At 63.2% G+C, this 18,115-nt stretch carries 15 protein-coding genes; 5 read left to right on the top strand and 10 right to left on the bottom strand.

Annotated elements, in window-relative coordinates; translation table 11 throughout:
• Positions 1-6: 6 nt before the first annotated feature.
• From QZ409_RS02075 to dnaK, 6 genes are all read right to left on the bottom strand, one after another.
• On the bottom strand, positions 7-684 hold the full coding sequence (locus tag QZ409_RS02075) for a 2,3-bisphosphoglycerate-dependent phosphoglycerate mutase (protein ID WP_296706597.1): 678 nt from the start codon (positions 682-684) through the stop codon (positions 7-9).
• 81 nt (positions 685-765) lie between these two features.
• On the bottom strand, positions 766-1,563 hold the full coding sequence (gene dapB / locus QZ409_RS02070; RefSeq protein ID WP_296706788.1) for a 4-hydroxy-tetrahydrodipicolinate reductase: 798 nt from the start codon (positions 1,561-1,563) through the stop codon (positions 766-768).
• 322 nt (positions 1,564-1,885) lie between these two features.
• Positions 1,886-2,587, bottom strand: a complete 702-nt coding sequence (pyrF, locus tag QZ409_RS02065; protein WP_296706595.1) for an orotidine-5'-phosphate decarboxylase — start codon at positions 2,585-2,587, stop codon at positions 1,886-1,888.
• Between the two features lie 70 nt (positions 2,588-2,657).
• Complete coding sequence (locus tag QZ409_RS02060; protein WP_296706593.1) at positions 2,658-3,467, bottom strand: ribose ABC transporter permease; 810 nt, start codon at positions 3,465-3,467, stop codon at positions 2,658-2,660.
• Between the two features lie 119 nt (positions 3,468-3,586).
• Positions 3,587-4,720 (bottom strand): molecular chaperone DnaJ, encoded by a 1,134-nt coding sequence (gene dnaJ, locus QZ409_RS02055; protein ID WP_296706591.1) that lies wholly within the window; start codon positions 4,718-4,720, stop codon positions 3,587-3,589.
• Between the two features lie 183 nt (positions 4,721-4,903).
• Positions 4,904-6,802: a molecular chaperone DnaK gene (gene dnaK, locus QZ409_RS02050; protein ID WP_296706588.1), complete on the bottom strand. Its 1,899-nt coding sequence runs from the start codon at positions 6,800-6,802 to the stop codon at positions 4,904-4,906.
• 414 nt (positions 6,803-7,216) lie between these two features.
• Here dnaK and QZ409_RS02045 point away from each other — a divergent pair, with 414 nt between their 5' ends.
• From QZ409_RS02045 to QZ409_RS02035, 3 genes are all read left to right on the top strand, one after another.
• A complete protein-coding gene (locus QZ409_RS02045; RefSeq protein WP_296706587.1) occupies positions 7,217-8,020 on the top strand; it encodes an OmpW family outer membrane protein in 804 nt (267 codons plus the stop codon).
• Positions 8,021-8,201: 181 nt separating this feature from the next.
• Positions 8,202-9,119 carry a hypothetical protein gene (locus QZ409_RS02040; RefSeq protein WP_296706584.1) on the top strand — a complete coding sequence of 306 codons (918 nt, stop codon included), beginning with the start codon at positions 8,202-8,204 and terminating at the stop codon, positions 9,117-9,119.
• 64 nt (positions 9,120-9,183) lie between these two features.
• Positions 9,184-9,762: an NnrU family protein gene (locus QZ409_RS02035; protein ID WP_296706580.1), complete on the top strand. Its 579-nt coding sequence runs from the start codon at positions 9,184-9,186 to the stop codon at positions 9,760-9,762.
• Positions 9,763-9,766: 4 nt separating this feature from the next.
• Here the strand turns inward: QZ409_RS02035 and QZ409_RS02030 are convergent, their stop codons facing one another.
• From QZ409_RS02030 to QZ409_RS02015, 4 genes are all read right to left on the bottom strand, one after another.
• Entirely contained in the window at positions 9,767-11,851 is a 2,085-nt protein-coding gene (locus QZ409_RS02030) for an ABC transporter ATP-binding protein/permease (RefSeq protein ID WP_296706577.1), read from the bottom strand.
• A gap of 110 nt (positions 11,852-11,961) precedes the next feature.
• Positions 11,962-12,915: a bifunctional riboflavin kinase/FAD synthetase gene (locus QZ409_RS02025; RefSeq protein WP_296706572.1), complete on the bottom strand. Its 954-nt coding sequence runs from the start codon at positions 12,913-12,915 to the stop codon at positions 11,962-11,964.
• A 176-nt stretch (positions 12,916-13,091) separates the two neighbouring features.
• Positions 13,092-14,138: a patatin-like phospholipase family protein gene (locus tag QZ409_RS02020; RefSeq protein ID WP_296706571.1), complete on the bottom strand. Its 1,047-nt coding sequence runs from the start codon at positions 14,136-14,138 to the stop codon at positions 13,092-13,094.
• Between the two features lie 47 nt (positions 14,139-14,185).
• Positions 14,186-14,971 carry a 3-hydroxybutyrate dehydrogenase gene (locus QZ409_RS02015; protein ID WP_296706547.1) on the bottom strand — a complete coding sequence of 262 codons (786 nt, stop codon included), beginning with the start codon at positions 14,969-14,971 and terminating at the stop codon, positions 14,186-14,188.
• 188 nt (positions 14,972-15,159) lie between these two features.
• On the opposite strand from QZ409_RS02015, the gene ispG reads away from it, so the two are divergent.
• Positions 15,160-16,458, top strand: a complete 1,299-nt coding sequence (gene ispG / locus QZ409_RS02010; RefSeq protein ID WP_296706545.1) for a flavodoxin-dependent (E)-4-hydroxy-3-methylbut-2-enyl-diphosphate synthase — start codon at positions 15,160-15,162, stop codon at positions 16,456-16,458.
• Positions 16,459-17,105: 647 nt separating this feature from the next.
• Positions 17,106-17,960 (top strand): outer membrane protein, encoded by an 855-nt coding sequence (locus tag QZ409_RS02005; RefSeq protein ID WP_296706542.1) that lies wholly within the window; start codon positions 17,106-17,108, stop codon positions 17,958-17,960.
• Positions 17,961-18,115: the final 155 nt, after the last annotated feature.

The raw sequence follows: 18,115 nt of genomic DNA, 5'->3' as shown, positions 1-18,115 counted from the left end.
AAAAGCTCAGGCCGTCAGAACCTGCTTGGATCCGACGGTCGAATCGGCCTTGAGGCGATAGACCAGAGGCACGCCGGTCGCCAGCTCCATCGACGGGATCGTTTTCGGCGTCAGCCGGTCGAGCACCATCACCAGGGCGCGCAGCGAATTGCCATGCGCGGCGACGATGGTGCGCTCGCCGCGCAGGACGGCGGGCAGGACTTCCTGATTGTAGTAGGGCAACACGCGGGCGACCGTATCCTTCAGGCTTTCGCCGCCGGGCGGGGGCACGTCATAGGACCGCCGCCAGAGATGGACCTGGTCCTCGCCCCATTTCTTGCGCGCCTCGTCCTTGTTGAGGCCCGAAAGGTCGCCGTAATCGCGCTCGTTGAGCGCCTGGTCCCGGGTCACGGGCAGATTGCTCTGGCCGAGTTCGGCGAGGATCAGCTTCATCGTGTTCTGGGCGCGGGTCAGGTCGGAGGTGAAGCCGGTGTCGAAGCTCAGGCCGAGCGCCTTCAGGCGCTGGCCGGCGGCCTTGGCCTCTCCGATTCCCTGTTCGGTCAGATCGGGATCCTTCCAGCCGGTGAAGAGGTTTTTCAGGTTCCAATCGCTCTGACCGTGGCGGACGAGCACAAGAAGACGTTCGGACACTTGTTTCTCCTGGCTATCAAATCGCTGTCGCCGCGCTGCGCGGCTTCCGTTCATGCGAAATCGCCGGGTCGCGGCGTTGTCGCGTCTATGCTGTGATTTGCCGCTCCGGCGCCGTGATGGAAATCAAAACCCGGTTCAAATTCCGAGCACGTCGGCCATGGAATAGAGGCCCGACGTGCGGCCGCGCCCCCACAGCGCCGCCTGCACAGCGCCGCGAGCAAAAATGCCGCGATCCTCGGCGCGGTGGATCAGTTCGATGCGCTCGCCCGCGCCCGCGAAGATCACGGAATGATCGCCGACGACCGTGCCGCCGCGCAAAGTGGCGAAGCCGATGTCGCCGGCCTTGCGCGCGCCCGTATGGCCGTCGCGCGAGCGGACAGAATGCTTCGCCAAAGCGATGTCGCGGCCCTTTGCCGCCGCCTCGCCCAGCAGAAGCGCGGTCCCGGAGGGCGCATCCACCTTCATGCGGTGGTGCATTTCCAGAATCTCTATGTCCCAGTCGATCCCGAGCGTCTTGGCGACCTTTTCAACCAGACCGGCCAGCAGATTAACGCCGAGGCTCATATTGCCCGAGCGGACGATGACGGCGTGGCGCGCGGCGGCCTCCAGCTTGGCGAGGTCTTCGGGGCCCATGCCCGTTGTGCCGACGACATGGACGATGCGGGCCTGCGCGGCGAGGGCCGCGATCTCGACCGTCACGGCAGGAGCGGAGAAGTCGATCACGCCATCGGCCTTGAGCAGGGCCGCGAGCGGATCGTCGGTGACGGGGACGCCCAGCGCTCCAAGCCCGGCCAGATCGCCGGCGTCGCGGCCGAGCGCGGCAGAGCCGGGCCGCTCCAAAGCGGCGGAGAGGACCGCGCCTTCCGTCGCCGCGATCGTCTTGACGAGCATCTGGCCCATGCGCCCGGCGGCGCCGACCACGACAAGACGCATCTCAGCCATTGCGATGTCTCCGGACCGGAAAAGAACGAATGGCGCGGGAGAGGGTCCGGTCCCCCGCGCTGCGAAGCCTTGGCCGCTCTATAGGCTTTTTCGCGCCAAGGCAAAAGACGCAGGATGGATCGAGGCTTAACGAGCGGCCCCTGGCGAAAAGGCTTATGGCGCCGTTTGGCGGCTGACGGATTGCTGTCACTTCCGGGTCATGATCGGCCGCTAAGGTCGCGACTGTCCAAAGGCGCTGTCCCCCAGTCCTCAGGACGTGACGCCGGGCCGGAGGTACGCCCGGCGTTTTTTTGTCTTTTCGGCTCTGGTTGGGTCAGGCGTGGACCTGTGCAATTTCGCGCTGGATGGCGAGCGCCGCCTCGCGCGGGTTCGTCGCCGCCAGAATGGGCCGGCCCACCACGATATGATCCGCGCCGCGCGCAAAAGCCTCGGCTGGCGTCGCGACCCTTTTCTGGTCGCCGAGCGCCGCGCCGGCGGGGCGCACGCCCGGGGTCACCAGCAGCAGGTCCTTCCCGACCAGCGCGCGGGTCGCGGTCAATTCCTCGGGCGAGAGGATCAGGCCGGCGATTCCCGCTTCCTTCGCCTGTTGCGCGCGCATCGCGACCAGCTCCTTCACGCCATAGCGGTATCCTGCGGCCGCCAGGTCGGCGTCGTCATAGGAGGTCATCACGGTCACGCCGAGAACCTGCAGCGCGGAGCCTTCGGCGCCGCGCCGCGCCGCCGCCAGCGTCTGAGGAAAGGCGTGAACGGTCAGGAAGCGCACGCCGAGCCGCGCGATCTGCGCCGTGGCCTTTTCGACCGTATTGCCGATATCGTGCAGCTTGAGGTCAAGAAAGACCTGTTTGCCCGCCTCGGCGAGTTCTTCCACCAGGGCGAAGCCGCCGCCATAGGCCAGCTCCATGCCGATCTTGTAGAAGGCGACGCTGTCGCCAAGCCGCTCCACCATCGCGCGGGCCGCAGCGGGCTCGGGAAGATCGAGGGCGACGATGAGCTTGTCGCTTGTGGCGCTGAGCATGGGCGGGTTCCGTCATACGGGGAAAACGCCGCCTTATAGGAGCGAAAACCGCGCGGCGCGACCGCGAATTTCAAAAACGCCGCGATTTGGGATCGATCAGGGATTTTTCGCCCAGCGGCGATCCGGCTTCTTTTGGCGCGAGCCGCGAGCGGGCTTCTTGCAGCTCGTCGCGAATTTCGCGGCCGAAACGGCGCGACTGCCGCAGCAGCTTGTCGATCATGTCGGGCCGTGTTTCGACCGCATGGGGGCAATCTGCGTGACGATAGATGAAAATGCGCGCGGGAGGCAGGTTGAGCCAGATCGGCGCGAGGCTTTGCGTCTTGAAATGCTGGCTCGCGGCGAGATGGGCCGGGACCGGCGATTTCACGCCATAGGTGAACTGGATGAACCTGCCGTCGGGGCCCATCAGGTCAAAAGCCTGCCGCAGCAGCGCCAGCCGCGAGGCTTCGGGCTTGGTCAGCAGGGGCAGGCTCGAGACCACAGCGGCTGGCGGCGCGTCAAGCGAGCCGGCCAGCGTATCGGCCAACCGATAGGCGTCGCCGCGCACGATTTTCGCGTGCGGGAATTTCTGCGCCAGAAGATGGCAAAAAGTCGGCTCGAATTCGACCAGCACCAGACGCTCCTGGGCGATTCCGCGCGCCAGCAGGGCCTGGGTCACTGGCCCGGTGCCCGGGCCGAGTTCGACGATGGGTCCGGTGGAGGCGGGGTCGACGCATTGCGCCATGGCGCGAGCGAGGAAACGGCCGGAGGGCGTGATGGCGCCAGCGAGCAGGGGGTTTTCCAGCCAGGAACGAATGAAGCGCGCCTCATCGGTCAGCCGGAGGTCGATCCTGTTCTTGGGGCTCGCAAGCAGCTTCGCCGGACGTCTGTGCGCGCTCAATTTTTGCCCTTGCCTTTTTTCCCGGCATTTCGCCAGGGCCTTTTGTCGGGCCTGGGGGGACCGCCGCGAAGGTTCGCTCACATTGACGAAAGCGTCAAGGAAAGCCGACAGGCTTTATGTCACGTCAGATCGAAAAAATCTTTCATTTTGGCGAAAAAGCCGGTCGATTCGGGGTGCGTCTTGTTGGTCGACTCGTTTTCGAACTCCGCCAGCAGTTCTTTCTGGCGCTTGGTCAGATTTTGCGGCGTCTCGACATTCGCCTGGATATAGAGGTCGCCGAAATCGCGCGTGCGCAGCACCGGCATGCCGCGGCCCTTGATCTTGAACTGGCGGCCCGATTGCGCGCCCTCGTCGACCTTGACCTTGATCTCGGTCCCGTCGACGCCGCGAACCTTGATCTCCCCGCCAAGAGCGGCCTGAACCATGGTGATCGGCGCCCGGCAATGAAGGTCCGCGCCCTCGCGCTGAAAGAAGGGATGCGGCTTGACCGAGAGGAAAATATAGAGATCCCCGGACGGTCCGCCGCGCAGGCCCGCCTCGCCCTCGCCGGTCAGACGGATGCGGGTGCCGTCCTCGATGCCCGCCGGAATGTTCACGGAGAGCGAACGTTCGCGGGTGACGCGGCCCGCGCCCGCGCAATTGGGGCAGGGATTGTCGATGACCTCGCCGCGCCCGTGGCAGGCGGGGCAGGCGCGCTCGATCGAGAAAAAGCCCTGCTGCGCGCGGACGCGGCCGGCGCCGCCGCAGGTCGAGCAGGTCTTGGGCTTGGAGCCGGCCTTGGCGCCGGAGCCGGCGCAGACGTCGCAGGAGATGGAAGTGGGGATTTTCAGCGAGGCCGTCTTGCCGCGAAAAGCTTCTTCCAGCGTGATTTCCATATTGTAGCGCAGATCCGCGCCGCGTTCGCGGCCAGTGGAGCGCCCGCGCCGTCCGCCCATCACATCGCCGAACAGATCGTCGAAAATATCGGCCATCGAGGCGGCGAAGCCCTCGCCCATGCCGAAACCGCCGGCTCCTGCGCCGCCGCCATGCTCGAAGGCGGCGTGGCCGAAGCGGTCATAGGCGGAGCGCTTCTGTTCGTCGGAGAGGACCTGATAGGCCTCGTTGACTTCCTTGAATTTCGCCTCGGCGTGTTTGTCGCCGGGGTTCTTGTCGGGATGCAGCTGCATCGCCTGTTTGCGGAACGCGCTCTTCAAGTCGCTTTCGGAACAGGCGCGGGCGACGCCGAGAACTTCGTAATAACAGCGTTTGGCCATGGATGACGCCATCCGGATTTGCGGTCGGTGAAAAATGCGTGCGGCGGCTCAGGGGCTAGACGTTACGACCTGTCGACGCAACCCTTTTTTGTCCGCAGAACCCATATCCGCAACGCGACCGGGGCGCTGACGCCCCGGCCCATTTGCAGGATTCACGCCTGAGGGCGGAGCCGCTTGCGCGGCTCAGGCGCCCTTCTTGTCGTCATTGACTTCCTTGAAGTCGGCATCGATCACGTCTTCCTGCGCGCCGGGAGCGGCGGCGCCGGCGCCGGCCGATTGCTCGGCCTTGTACATGGCCTCGCCGAGCTTCATCGAAGCCTGGGTCAGCTCGTTGGCGCGGGCGTTGATCGCTTCGACGTCCTCGCCTTCAAGCGCGGTCCTGACGCTGGCGATGGCCGCCTCGATCGCGCTCTTGTCGGATTCCGCGACCTTGTCGCCAAAATCCTTCAGCGACTTTTCGGCGGAATGGGCGAGAGCCTCTGCCTGGTTGCGGGCGTCGACCAGCTCGCGACGCTTCTTGTCCTCGGCGGCGTGGGACTCGGCGTCCTTGACCATCTTCTCGATGTCGGCGTCGGAAAGGCCGCCGGAAGCCTGGATGCGGATCTGCTGCTCCTTGCTCGTCGCCTTATCCTTGGCCGTGACCGAAACGATGCCATTGGCGTCGATGTCGAAGGTCACCTCGATCTGCGGCACGCCGCGCGGCGCCGGCGGAATGCCGACGAGATCGAACTGGCCCAGCGCCTTGTTGTCGGCGGCCATTTCACGCTCGCCCTGGAACACGCGGATGGTGACCGCGGTCTGGGAATCCTCGGCCGTCGAGAACACCTGGCTCTTCTTGGTCGGGATCGTGGTGTTGCGGTCGATCAGGCGCGTGAACACGCCGCCGAGCGTCTCGATGCCGAGCGACAGCGGGGTCACGTCGAGCAGCAGCACGTCCTTGACGTCGCCCTGCAGCACGCCGGCCTGGACCGCGGCGCCGATGGCGACCACTTCATCCGGGTTGACGCCCTTGTGAGGCTCCTTGCCGAAGAACTGCTTCACGATCTCCTGGACCTTCGGCATGCGGGTCATGCCGCCGACCAGCACCACTTCATTGATCTCGCCGGCGGCGAGGCCCGCGTCCTTGAGCGCCTTGCGGCAGGGCTCGATGGTGCGCTGGATCAGGTCGTCGACCAGAGCCTCGTATTTCGCGCGGGTCAGTTTCAGGGTCAGATGTTTCGGCCCCGAGGCGTCGGCGGTGATATAGGGCAGGTTGATGTCGGTCTGGACGGCCGAGGACAATTCGATCTTCGCCTTTTCGGCGGCTTCCTTCAGGCGCTGGAGGGCCAGCTTGTCCTTCTTGAGGTCGATGCCATTGTCCTTCTTGAACTCGTCCGCGAGATATTCGACGAGGCGCATGTCGAAATCCTCGCCGCCGAGGAAGGTGTCGCCATTGGTCGATTTCACCTCGAAAACGCCGTCGCCGATTTCCAGCACCGACACGTCGAAGGTGCCGCCGCCGAGGTCATAGACCGCGATCGTGCCGGAGCCCTTCTTGTCGAGGCCATAGGCGAGGGCCGCCGCGGTGGGCTCGTTGATGATGCGGAGCACTTCGAGGCCGGCGATCTTGCCGGCGTCCTTGGTGGCCTGGCGCTGGGCGTCGTTGAAATAGGCCGGAACGGTGATGACCGCCTGGGTGACGGGCTGGCCGAGATAGGATTCAGCCGTTTCCTTCATCTTCTGCAGGATGAAGGCCGAGATCTGCGACGGCGAATATTGCTTGCCGTCCGCCGAGACCCAGGCGTCGCCATTGCCGGCTTTGACGATCTGATAGGGGACGAGGCCGATGTCCTTCTGGGTCATCGGATCGGCGAAGGTGCGGCCGATCAGGCGCTTGATTGCAAAAAAGGTCTTCTCGGGATTGGTGACCGCCTGGCGCTTGGCCGGCTGGCCGGTCAGGCGCTCGCCGTCGTCGGTAAAAGCGACGATCGAGGGCGTGGTGCGCGCGCCTTCGGCGTTTTCGATGACCTTGGGAGTTGAGCCTTCCATCACGGCCACGCAGGAATTGGTGGTGCCGAGATCGATGCCGATGACTTTAGCCATGAGAATTCGTTCCTTTCTTCGCAGAACCGTCGGACCCCGAAGCGGTCCGGTATTGGGCGGTTGGGCGGAGGTTGCCTCGCCCGGTTCCCGACTTCCGATCACATTGGGTTGAGCTCGCCCGCTTGCAAGAGCGCGTCAGATATAGGGTTCGGGAATTTCGCTCGCAAGCAGGATGGCGCAGCCGGGCTTTCCGGCGCCCGGTCGTGACAAAATTACAACGAGCGGCGGAATAAAGCGGTCCAGACGGGCTGCGAGGCGTCCGCCAGGCAGCGCGGAAGAGCTTGTAAAGACAAAGCTATGGCATAATCGCGCAGGTGATTTGCGGAAAGCCGGCGGCCGGCGGGCCAGATTGACAAAAAATGCTGACAGATGAATTCCTGGCAGAAAGTTTAAATATAAACAGTGGAGGAATGAATGATTGAGGCATGGACCCGAACGGCCCGACGGCTAGGCGTCGCGCTGGGCGCGACGCTGGCGGCGACGACCGCGCAAGCTGCGGATCTCCCGAGCTATAAGGAAGCGCCCCCCGCCCCGGTCGTCGATAGCTTCCAGCCTTTTTTCGTGAAGGTCGGCTTCACCTATGCCCTCAACTCCAGCTCGTCGCGTCTCTGGGGGCAGGATCCCACGGCCATGCGGCGCGGGAACATGACGGCCTTTCCGGCGCATGTCGGCGCGACGATCGGCGATATCGCCACGGCGGGCTTTGAAGCGGGCTTTTACGTCACGCGCAATGTCTCGGTCGATGTTTCGGCCGGAATTCCCTATTACGTCAATGACAAGACCAAGGGATTCAATCCGTCCAATCCGATCCTGACCAATGGCACGGTGCTGGCCCAGATCGTACCGGCGCTCGTTCCAATTACCGTGCTCTACCATTTCGACAATTTCGGCCCGATTCGGCCCTATCTCGGCGGCGGCGTCGGAATCGGTTTCTCCCTTGGCAACAAGAACGCTTTCCTCAACGATGTCCATGTCGCCAGTTCGCTGGGCTGGGTGTTGCAGGGCGGCGCCGATTATATGATCGATCGCAATTGGGGCGTGAGCCTCGACGTGAAGAAAACCTTCGCTTATGTCGAGTCCTACGCCAATGGAATCAATGTCGCGGGCACGACGCTCCCGGCAAAGGTCTATCAGCACACCAATTTCCAGCCATGGCTGTTTTCTCTCGGCATCATCTATCGTTTCGGCGGCGGAGAGCCGATCCTCGCCAAATATTGACGCGCCGACCCGCGCGAAATCTGATCCCGGCGCGCTTGGCGACGCCGGGATTTTTTTGGCGGCGCGGGGATTTCAAAGCAATGGCCCGGGTCCTAAAGTGTAGGTTGGGTCTTAAAGTGGAGGTTGGGACATGGGCGCCGCGAGGTTAAGATGGTCGCGCCCCGCTCAAGATGACCAGTCCATGCGCCCCATTTTTCTGACCATCGCTTATTTGCTGATCATCGCGTCCACCGAAACCCGCGCCCAGATGCAATTGCCGGGCGCCGTCGGCGCGCCAACGCCCGCCGGCCAGAGCATCGCCCCGCCCACTTCGGCGCCGCGCGCAACGCCGCCGTCGCAAGGCGCCTATTCCGGCCATTTCGCGGCGGCAAAGCCGCCCGCCCCCGATTCCATCGTCGACAAGCCGTTCAGTCTTTCCGGCGCGCGCGGCGCCCTCCAGATCGAAAGATCGGGCGCCAACCTGCGCATTTCGCGTCTCACCGCCGTTGGCGACAAGATTTCGCGCCCCAACCAGTCCTGCGAGGTTTCGATGGGCGCCGAGGGGCCGATCGGGCTGAAGCCGCTCGGCGTCCCTGACGGCGTCCAACGATACGAACTTGAATCCACGGCCTGTCCGCTGCAACTCGACATTCTCAGCGGCGCCGTGCGCGCGCGCAGCCCGAACGGCGCCTGCTTCTTTCCTCAGGCCGATTGCCGGATCGACGCCTCCGGCCTATGGGGACCTGCGGGCAGCAGCTTTTCCGACGCCCAGATCAAATCCATCGAGAAGGAGCGCGGCGCGCTCGAACGCGTCATGCGCACGCATTTTCGTACGCTTCTCGACAAATATAAGAAGGACAAGCCGGCGGCCCAGGCGGCGATCAAGGAGCAGGCCGGCTTTTCCTCCGAACGCGCGCAGGTTTGCCGCGATTACGATCGCGAGGAAGCTGTTGGTTTTTGCTCCCTTCGACTGACCGAAGCGCGCGATTTTCGGCTTCAGGCGCGACTCGCGGGCGAGGCGGCGGCTAAAGCCGACCAGCCCGAAAAAGCCGCCAGGCCGGCAAGGCGTCCCGCGCCGAAACCGAAGCCGCAGGCCGCGCCCGCGCCTGCGGCGAACTGAACGACGCAGTAGCCAGCCGGTCCTAACCGGCCCAAGGGCACCGAGATTCGCCAGAGGATTTCCCATGACTTTTCTCATTTCCGGCCTGATCCTGTTTTTCGCCTCTCATCTGCTTCCGACCGTTCCGGCGTGGCGAGCGTCGCTGGTCGCGCGGCTGGGCGAGGACGGCTACAAGCTCGCCTTCTCGCTGGCGGCGGGGCTGGGCCTAGTCTTGATCGTCTGGGGCGTTTCAGCGGCGCGGGGCGGGGAGGCCGATCCCCAGCTCTGGCATCCGCCCTTATGGTCGCGCCATCTGGCCTTCGCCGTGATGCTGCCCGCCTTCGTCCTGATCGTGAGCGCCTATATTCCGTCCCATATTCGCGATTGGTCGCGCCATCCGATGCTGGCGGCGGTCGCGCTCTGGGCGGCGGCGCATCTCGCCGCCAATGGCGACCTTATCGCCCTGCTGCTGTTTGGCTCGTTCCTGGCCTTCGCACTTTATGACCGGGTCTCGGTTTCGGGCCGCGCGCAGCCCGCCCGCGCGCCGGCGCACGGCTGGGGAGGGGATGCAGTCGCCATCGTCGTCGGCCTTGCGCTTTGGGCCGCGACTTTGTTCTGGCTGCATGCGCTTGCTGGCTTGCCCTTGTTGCCCCCGATTCGCTGACCCGTCAGGGCGCGGGCGACAGGACCACGCCGCCGTCCAGCACTTTCGCCTTGTCGGTATGGAAGGCGACGAGGGTGGAGCGATGGCCAATGGAGAGCAGGGTGGTTTGCGGCAGGCGCTCGGCCAGCATTTTATAGATCGCGGCTTCCGTCTCTTCGTCCAGCGCCGCCGTGGCTTCGTCGAGCAGCAGCCAGTCGGGCCGCGCCAGCACGGCGCGGGCGATGGCCAGGCGTTGCTGTTCGCCGCCTGAAAGCCGCTGCGACCAGTTGTCGGCGATGTCGAGCTTGTCCGCGAGTTGCGGCAGCCGCGCGTCGATCAGCGCGGCGGCGATTTCCTTGTCGTCGTAACGGCCCGCCTCGGCGGGATAGATCACAGCGTCGCGCAGCTGACCGATCGGGATATAGGGCCTTTGCGGCAGCAGCAGCATATGGCCCGGCTCCGGCGCCGCAACCTCGCCGGAGCCGAACGGCCAGACGCCGGTCAGCGCGCGGAACAAGGTGGACTTGCCCGATCCCGAGGCGCCGGAGACCAGCAGGTTGCGGCCCGCCTTCAGCGGCAGGTTCACGCCTGTCAGCAGCGTCAGGCCATTGGGCAGGGCGATGGTGGCGTCGCGCAGCGCGGGCGCCTGCGCGCCCGCCTCGACCGTGAAGCCCTGCTCGGTCTGCGCCGTCTCAATCGCGGCGTCAAAGGAGGTCAGACGGTCGAGCACGGCGCGGAAGCCAGCCAGCGAGGAATAATAGGTGATGAAGAAGGTCAAGGCGCCTTCGACATGGCCGAAGGCGCCCGCCGTCTGGGTCATTACGCCGAGGTTGATCTTGCCGGCGAAATAGAAGGGCGCGGCGAAGACATAGGGAATAATGGGGCTGAGCTGGCCGTAAAAGCCGGTGAAGGCGGTCAGCTTTTTCCGCTGGTTGATCATTTCGAGGTAATTGGCGATCAGCGCCCCGAACTTCTTGCGCAGGTCGAGGGCTTCCGCCTTCTCGCCGTTCAGCAGCGCCACCTGTTCGCTATATTCGCGCAGACGCGCCAGCGAGAAGCGGAAATCGGCCTCCACTTTCTGCCGGCCGAACATGATCCGCACGAGAGGGCGGCCGATCAGATGGGTGATGAGGGTGCCCGCGGCGGCGTAGACCAGGGCGACCCAGAACAACAGGCCGGGGAAGGCGAAATTCGTGCCGGGGAAGGTGAAATTGGCCGACAGGCTCCAGAGTAGGATCGCGAATGAAACCAGCGACGACAGAGTCGAGATCAGCATGATTGAATAGTTATAGACGCCATAGCCGAAGGCGCCGCCCTCGCCGCCGCCGTCGATGAAGCGCGCGACGTCTTCCGCGATACGCTGGTCTGGATTGTCCGCCGGGCCGCCGCTGAGCGACATGCGGTAATGCGCGTGATTCTTGAGCCAGTGCGCGATGTAGAATTGCGTCAGCCAGCGCCGCCAGCGGATAACCAGATAGGAGCTGACGACGAATTCGATCACCATGCTGGCGACATAGATGAAGGCCCAGGGCATGAAGACCCACAGCAGCATGCGCCAGAATTCGGGGCCGTTCTTCTCCTGAATCGCATTGAAGAAATCGCGATTGAAGAAACTCAGCCGCACCGAGATCGCCACCTGCGCCTGGTTCAGCACGACGAGAAAGACCACCATGCCCGTGGCCAGCACGCGTTCGATGGTCTTGAAGCGCAGCGGCCCGAAGCCCGCCGTCGTCTCGTCATCCGCGTTGAAGAAACGGTCGGCAATGCGGGTCAGCGATAACACGACCGGCACATGCGAAACCGCGAAGATGATTATGGCGAACATGGCCACGGTGAGCGCCAGCGTCGGCGGAATCTGGGCGTCTTCGAGCGATTTGGGCCAATAGCCGAACCGCGCGGCGAAATTGGCGAGGCCGAAAAGGATGGTTTCGACAGAAAACAGCGCGAGGAAGATTTTCAGGAAACGCGAAACCGGCCCGCTGCGCTCGCAGCAGAAAGCGACGATGAGGCTCGCCCCCGCGAGGAGGTCGAGCGTCGGGTCCGCCTGTTGAATCCCGACGATTCCGGACAGAACGCCGAAGATCGCGACAGCCAGGCCAAGAAGTCTCATGGTCTTCCTCGTCTCAAGGAGAGGCCGGCGAATCGGCGCCAGCGCAAAGTTCAGGAACTATAAACTGGTCCGGGCGACTTGCCGAAGGCGCCACACGGCCAAGTTTTTTCTTACGCGCCCAGGATTTTTCGCGCTTGCGCCTCGTCGAGGCGGATCTGCTCGATCAGGGCGTCGAGCGAGTCGAATTTCGCCTCGGGACGCAGGAATGCGACGAAATAGACCTCGATGTCCCGGCCATAAAGGTCTTCGGAGAAATCGAAAATGTAAACCTCGAGCAAAGGCGGGCCATTGTCGACGGTAGGACGGCGGCCAAAACTGGCGACGCCTTTCAGCCGGCGCCCGTCGAACTCGATTTCGACCGCGTAAATGGCGTGACGCAGGCGGCATGAAGGGTCGACGGCGAGATTGGCGGTGGGAAAGCCGAGCTGGCGCCCGAGCTTGGCGCCATGGATGACGGGACCGGTCAGCGACCAGTAATGGCCCAGCAGGGCGGCTGCGGCGCGAACGTCGCCACATTGCAAGGCCTCGCGCGTGGCCGTGGAGGACACGGCGTCGAGCGAGCCTTCCTCATCGGCCAGCACCTTTTCGACGATTTCGACCGCGATGCCGAGTTTTGGCCCCGTCTCGCGCAGAAAAGCGGGCGTGCCCGTGCGCCGCGCGCCGAAATGAAAGTCATAGCCGACCACGACGGCGCCGGCGCCAAGCCGCCGCAAAAGGATTTCGCGCAAAAAACTTTCGGCGTCGAGACCCGCGAGACCCGAGTCAAAGGTCAGCACGAACATGCCGTCAAGGCCGAGCTCCGCCATCCGGTGGGCCTTGGCGTCGCGGCTGGTCAGGCGGAAGATCGTGCCGGCGCCGCCGAAATAATCGGCCGGATGCGGTTCGAAGGTGAGGACGGCGCAAGGGCGGCCGAGCCTTCGCGCCAGCGCCTGCGCGCGAGCGATCACCGCGCGATGGCCGCGATGGACGCCGTCGAAATTGCCGATTGCGACGACTGCGCCCGCCAGAGAATCGGGCGGCTGCTGGGGATCGACGCTGAGAACGAAATTCGGATTCGACGGCATCATGGGTTCCGGCGGACGTCGCGGTCTTGATGCGGCGCAAGGGAGACCGGCAAAGTGTTAAGGCCGTTCGAGTCGCCCGCGTCAAGACTTGCGCCGCGATTTAGCTGAAACCGGACTGATTTGACAGGAAAATTCGTCACCTCAGGCGGGCGCCGTCAGCAGGCCGGGGGACGCCGTCAGCAGACTGAAGTGTCGGAAGCCAGAGCCTTCCGCACGTCCAGCGTCGCGCGCACGCCGATGCTGTCATGATGCGCATCGAGGAATTTTTGCGCAGCCTTGCGGCCGATGTCGCGCAATTGCAGGAAGAAATCATAATCCGAGCGCATTCTGCTGGAGGCGCCGAACTTGTTGAGTTCGTCCTGCGCTTCGATGACATGCAGGCGGATGGATTTGTAGTTCGTTCCCTCGAGACGCCCATCGGCGACCAGCCGCGCGACGAAATCAATGGCGCGAAATTCCTGCAGCAAAGCCGAATTGAAGGTGATTTCGTCGATGCGCCCCAGGATTTCGGCGACGGTGCCGGGCGTTCCCTTGCGGACAATGGGGTTGATCTGGATGAGGATGACGTCGGTGGTCTCGGTCTCGTAAAAGAACGGAAACAGCACCGGATTGCCCATATAGCCGCCATCCCAATAGGGAACGCCGTCGATTTCCACCGCGCGGAAAACCGTGGGCAGGCAGGCGGAGGCCATGACCATGTCGATGGTCAGTTCGGGCCGGTGGAACACGCGCACCTTGCCCGTTTCGACATTGGTGGCGGCGATGAACAGCTTCAGGTGGTCGCTGGCGCGCAAGGCGGCGAAATCGACTTGCGCGGAGAGGACGTTGCGCAGCGGGTTGATGTTGAGCGGGTTCATCTCGGCGGGCGAGAGCATGCCCGCCGCCTGCTGAAACAGGGTGGCGATCGGCGTGGCGTTCCAGAAATTCACCATGCCTTCGACGACATCGCGCTGAACCGGCGCCAGTCCGCCGTCGATGCTGGCCGCGCGCCAGAACTTCGCCAGCTGGTCGCGGGCGGCCTGATGGCCGCCCTTCCGCATGCCTTCGGCCAGACTGACGGCGTTCATGGCGCCGGCGCTGGTCCCGCTCATCCCGTCGATGGACAATCGGCCGTCTTCGAGCAGGCGGTCGAGCACGCCCCAGGTGAAAGCGCCATGGGCGCCGCCGCCCTGCAGCGCGAGATTGACCTTTCTGGTCGGCTTCAGGGCGTCGGCATTTGTCATGGCAAGTCTTTCGCGGCGAGTTGTGCGGCTTGTCTGGCGCAGTCAGGTCAGGCCGCGGTCCAGCCGCCATCCATGGAAATATTGGCGCCGGTGATCTGCGATGCGGCGTCGCCCGAGAGGAACACGGCCAGCGCGGCGACCTGATCGACGGTGACGAATTGCTTGGTCGGCTGGGCGGCCAGCAGCACGTCGTTGATGACCTGCTCCTTGGTCAGGTTGCGGGCCTTCATCGTGTCCGGAATCTGCTTTTCGACCAGCGGCGTCCAGACATATCCGGGGGAGATGCAATTGACCGTGACGCCGAAGGTCGCCAGCTCCAGCGCGGCGGTCTTGGTCAGGCCGGCGATGCCGTGCTTGGCCGAGACATAGGCCGATTTGAACGGCGAGGCGACCAGCGAATGGGCGGAAGCCGTATTGATGATGCGGCCCCATTTGCGCGCCTTCATGCCCGGAATGGCGGCGCGGATGGCGTGAAAGGCCGAGGACAGGTTGATGGCGATGATCTGGTTCCATTTCTCGACCGGGAAATCCTCGATCGGCGAGACAAACTGGATGCCAGCGTTGTTCACGAGAATATCGACCGAGCCGAAGGTCTTTTCGGCATGGGCGATCATCGCGGCGATTTCTTCCGGCTTGGACATGTCGGCGCCGTCATAGATCGCCTTGACGCCGAAATCCTTCTCGATGGAGGCGCGCTCGGCCTCGATGGCGGCGGCGTCGCCGAAACCGTTGATGAGGACATTGCAGCCTTCCTTGGCAAAGGCCCGGGCGATGGCGAGGCCGATGCCCGAGGTGGATCCGGTGACGACGGCGGTCTTGGCGGCAAGGGACATGATCGGCTCCTGGGTGTGAAGCACACGAAATGGTGCGAAGCGGGGTATCAGCTTCGCCGCGACTATAATTCGCGCCGTAAAAATTGCAGCCGCGAATTTCGCCTAATTCCGCTTGCGGGACAAAATTCGCGCGAGGGTAAATCCTCTGTTATAGAAGGCCGGATTTCGACGACCGAGAGCCTCACGAAATGACCGAACCTGCTTTCCCGCCGCTCTGTGAAACCGAAATTCCGGCCGAGCCTTTTTCGCGCCGCCAATCCGTGGCGGTCCGGGTTGGCTATGGCCCCGGCGCGGTGACGGTGGGCGGCGGCGCGCCGGTCGTCGTGCAGAGCATGACCAATACGGACACGGCGGATATCGAAGGCACGGTGAAGCAGGTCGCAGCTCTGGCCCAGGCCGGCTCCGAACTGGTGCGAATCACGGTGGACCGCGACGAGGCGGCCGCCGCCGTGCCAAAGATCCGTGAAAAACTCGACGCGATGGGCGTTTTCGTCCCGCTTGTCGGCGATTTCCACTATATCGGCCACAAATTGCTGGCGGATCATCCGGCCTGCGCTGAGGCTCTGGCGAAATATCGCATCAATCCGGGCAATGTTGGCTTCAAGGAAAAGAAGGACAAGCAGTTCGGCGCGATCGTCGAACTGGCGATCAGGCATGACAAGGCCGTGCGCATCGGCGCCAATTGGGGCTCGCTCGATCAGGAAATGCTGACCGAGCTGATGGACGAGAACGCCAAGGCGGCGCGTCCCGTCGACGCCCGCGCGGTGATGCGCGAGGCCATGGCGCGCTCCGCGCTGCTATCCGCCGCCCGCGCGGAGGAAATCGGCCTCAAGCGCGACCGCATCATCCTCTCGGCCAAGGTTTCCGGCGTGCAGGACCTGATCTCGGTCTATCGCATGGTGGGGCGGCGCTCCGATTACGCGCTGCATCTCGGCCTGACCGAGGCGGGCATGGGCTCCAAGGGCATTGTCGCTTCCTCCGCCGCCTTGGGCATCCTGTTGCAGGAAGGTCTCGGCGACACCATCCGCGTTTCGCTGACGCCCGAGCCGAATGGCGACCGCACCTTGGAAGTTCAAGTGGCGCAGGAAATCCTGCAGACCATGGGCTTCCGCACTTTTGTCCCGCTCGTCGCTGCCTGCCCGGGCTGCGGGCGCACCACCAGCACCGTGTTTCAGGAGCTGGCGCGCGACATTCAGAGCCTCATTCGCGATAAAATGCCGATCTGGCGTCAAAGCTATCCGGGCGTCGAGACGCTCAATGTCGCGGTGATGGGCTGCATCGTGAACGGGCCGGGCGAATCGAAACATGCCGATATCGGCATTTCCCTCCCCGGCACCGGCGAAACCCCGGCGGCGCCGGTCTTCATCGACGGCAAAAAGGCCATGACCCTGCGCGGCGAAGGCATCGCCCAGGAATTCGAGAAGATCGTCGAGGATTACGTCGCCCGGCGCTTCGGCGGCAAGTCGGACGCCAGCGCGGCGGAGTAAGGGGGAGGCGAAGTCGCGGACGCATTTCCGGCCGCGATAAGCTGGTCGTTTGTGATCGAAGGCGGTTCGACCTGCCGGCGACTTTCCGAGAACGCTATGCAAGGTCGGCTTGCGGCGGATTCTGTTGAAAAACTCCATTTTGGCCGCGGATCAAAATTTCCCAGCGCCTTGGAGTTGGCATCGTAAAAATGATGCGGGGGACCAGCAGGTTTGACGAATAATCCGCCACGAAGCGTCGCAGCCAATTCTAGACGGCATTGAACGAGGAAAGTCGCTCACAGCGGGTTTTGGCGGGAATTTTATAGCGCCCCATTTTTCGAGTTTTTCAACAGAATCGGCGGAAAGGCGTCATTCGCCGCCCCTGCTGGTCCGGCCCCCCATCTTGGCCGCCAAATAAGCCCTCCCTAATCCTTGACCGCACGGATATTTTCCCCGACTTCGACCACGTTGACTTTGTTGCCGTTTGATCACATCGGCGCACTTTACGCTTCATTGTGGCCATTGCGGATATTCGAGCCCAGGAATCAAGTGTAGATTATTATAATAAACGCGATCTATTTCTGTCGCGCCAAAAGCGCATAGCAAATTGAAATATTGAGATAAATCGCAATAACCGAACGCAATGAACGTTCTAGGGGCGGAAAACCATGCGCAAGTTGCTTCTCTCTGGCGTCCCGTTGGTGGCTTTGGCCGGCCCGGCCTTCGCCGCTGATTTGCCATCGACCAAAGAAGCTCCCGTTTTCGTAGCCCCTAGCCCGATCTTTCATTGGACAGGTTTTTATGTCGGCGCAAACGCCGGCTACGGTTGGGGGCCAGCCAAAGCTCGCTTGCAGCTTCCACCCGATCCAGGATCGCAAGGGTTCTTTGGTCCGGCCCTCGCGACTGGCGCCCTCCCAGCGACTTTGAATTTCAACCGTTCCGGCTTTATCGGAGGCGGTCAAATAGGCTACAATTATCAAATTAATAGTGTCGTGCTTGGTCTTGAGGCTGACATTCAAGGCGCGGATGTCGGCGGTTCGTCGGCCCTTACGACCATCAATATACCTGGATTTGTAGCGGGAAATTATTCGGCGCGTTCCACACTTGAATGGCTCGGAACCGTACGCGGTCGGCTTGGATTTACTCCAGTTGAGCGTTTGCTGGTCTATGCAACGGGTGGTTTGGCTTATGGTCATTCAAAACGTTTTTATTCTGCAGCTGCTCCTATGAGCAACGACTTCTTTTCGTCGTCTCGCTCAAGCACAAATGTCGGATGGACTTTGGGCGCGGGCGTCGAGTGGGCAGTCAACAATAATTGGTCGATCAAGGCCGAATATATTCATTATTGTCTCTCCTGCTCAACGGACATTACGACGCCGGGCGGGCGTGACCTCGCCTTGGTCGCCGCTGGCGTTATTCAGCCTTTGGCGAATAAGTTCTCCAACGGCGGGGATATCGTCCGCGTCGGCCTAAATTACCGCTTCGACGCGCCAGCCGCCGCCGAAATCGTCGCCAAATACTAATCTTGCGCCAGATCTGGACACTCACGAGAGGAAACAGCCCGGCCACACGGTCGGGTTTTGTCCGCCAAAACGATGAGCAACTCGCGTCTGAGCGCGCGATCGGCCGCCTTGAGCCGTGAGCGGACCGCTGCGTGCCGACTGATTTCCACCAGCAA

Origin of the sequence: Rhodoblastus sp. (assembly GCF_019449565.1) — a bacterium.
In the GTDB taxonomy this organism is placed as follows: domain Bacteria; phylum Pseudomonadota; class Alphaproteobacteria; order Rhizobiales; family Beijerinckiaceae; genus Rhodoblastus.
The sequence above is the reverse complement of the archived record's forward strand: the minus strand, read 5'-3'. Positions and strand labels throughout refer to the sequence as shown.

What these genes read in the sequence shown, in the direction of transcription:
- dnaK (WP_296706588.1), bottom strand. Translation starts at nt 6,802, where the DNA reads ATGGCTAAAGTCATCGGCATCGATCTCGGCACCACCAATTCCTGCGTG.
- QZ409_RS02030 (WP_296706577.1), bottom strand. Translation starts at nt 11,851, where the DNA reads ATGAGACTTCTTGGCCTGGCTGTCGCGATCTTCGGCGTTCTGTCCGGA.
- ispG (WP_296706545.1), top strand. Translation starts at nt 15,160, where the DNA reads ATGACCGAACCTGCTTTCCCGCCGCTCTGTGAAACCGAAATTCCGGCC.
- pyrF (WP_296706595.1), bottom strand. Translation starts at nt 2,587, where the DNA reads ATGCTCAGCGCCACAAGCGACAAGCTCATCGTCGCCCTCGATCTTCCC.
- QZ409_RS02015 (WP_296706547.1), bottom strand. Translation starts at nt 14,971, where the DNA reads ATGTCCCTTGCCGCCAAGACCGCCGTCGTCACCGGATCCACCTCGGGC.
- QZ409_RS02025 (WP_296706572.1), bottom strand. Translation starts at nt 12,915, where the DNA reads ATGCCGTCGAATCCGAATTTCGTTCTCAGCGTCGATCCCCAGCAGCCG.
- QZ409_RS02005 (WP_296706542.1), top strand. Translation starts at nt 17,106, where the DNA reads ATGCGCAAGTTGCTTCTCTCTGGCGTCCCGTTGGTGGCTTTGGCCGGC.
- QZ409_RS02075 (WP_296706597.1), bottom strand. Translation starts at nt 684, where the DNA reads ATGAACGGAAGCCGCGCAGCGCGGCGACAGCGATTTGATAGCCAGGAG.
- dapB (WP_296706788.1), bottom strand. Translation starts at nt 1,563, where the DNA reads ATGCGTCTTGTCGTGGTCGGCGCCGCCGGGCGCATGGGCCAGATGCTC.
- dnaJ (WP_296706591.1), bottom strand. Translation starts at nt 4,720, where the DNA reads ATGGCCAAACGCTGTTATTACGAAGTTCTCGGCGTCGCCCGCGCCTGT.
- QZ409_RS02045 (WP_296706587.1), top strand. Translation starts at nt 7,217, where the DNA reads ATGATTGAGGCATGGACCCGAACGGCCCGACGGCTAGGCGTCGCGCTG.
- QZ409_RS02035 (WP_296706580.1), top strand. Translation starts at nt 9,184, where the DNA reads ATGACTTTTCTCATTTCCGGCCTGATCCTGTTTTTCGCCTCTCATCTG.
- QZ409_RS02020 (WP_296706571.1), bottom strand. Translation starts at nt 14,138, where the DNA reads ATGACAAATGCCGACGCCCTGAAGCCGACCAGAAAGGTCAATCTCGCG.
- QZ409_RS02040 (WP_296706584.1), top strand. Translation starts at nt 8,202, where the DNA reads ATGCGCCCCATTTTTCTGACCATCGCTTATTTGCTGATCATCGCGTCC.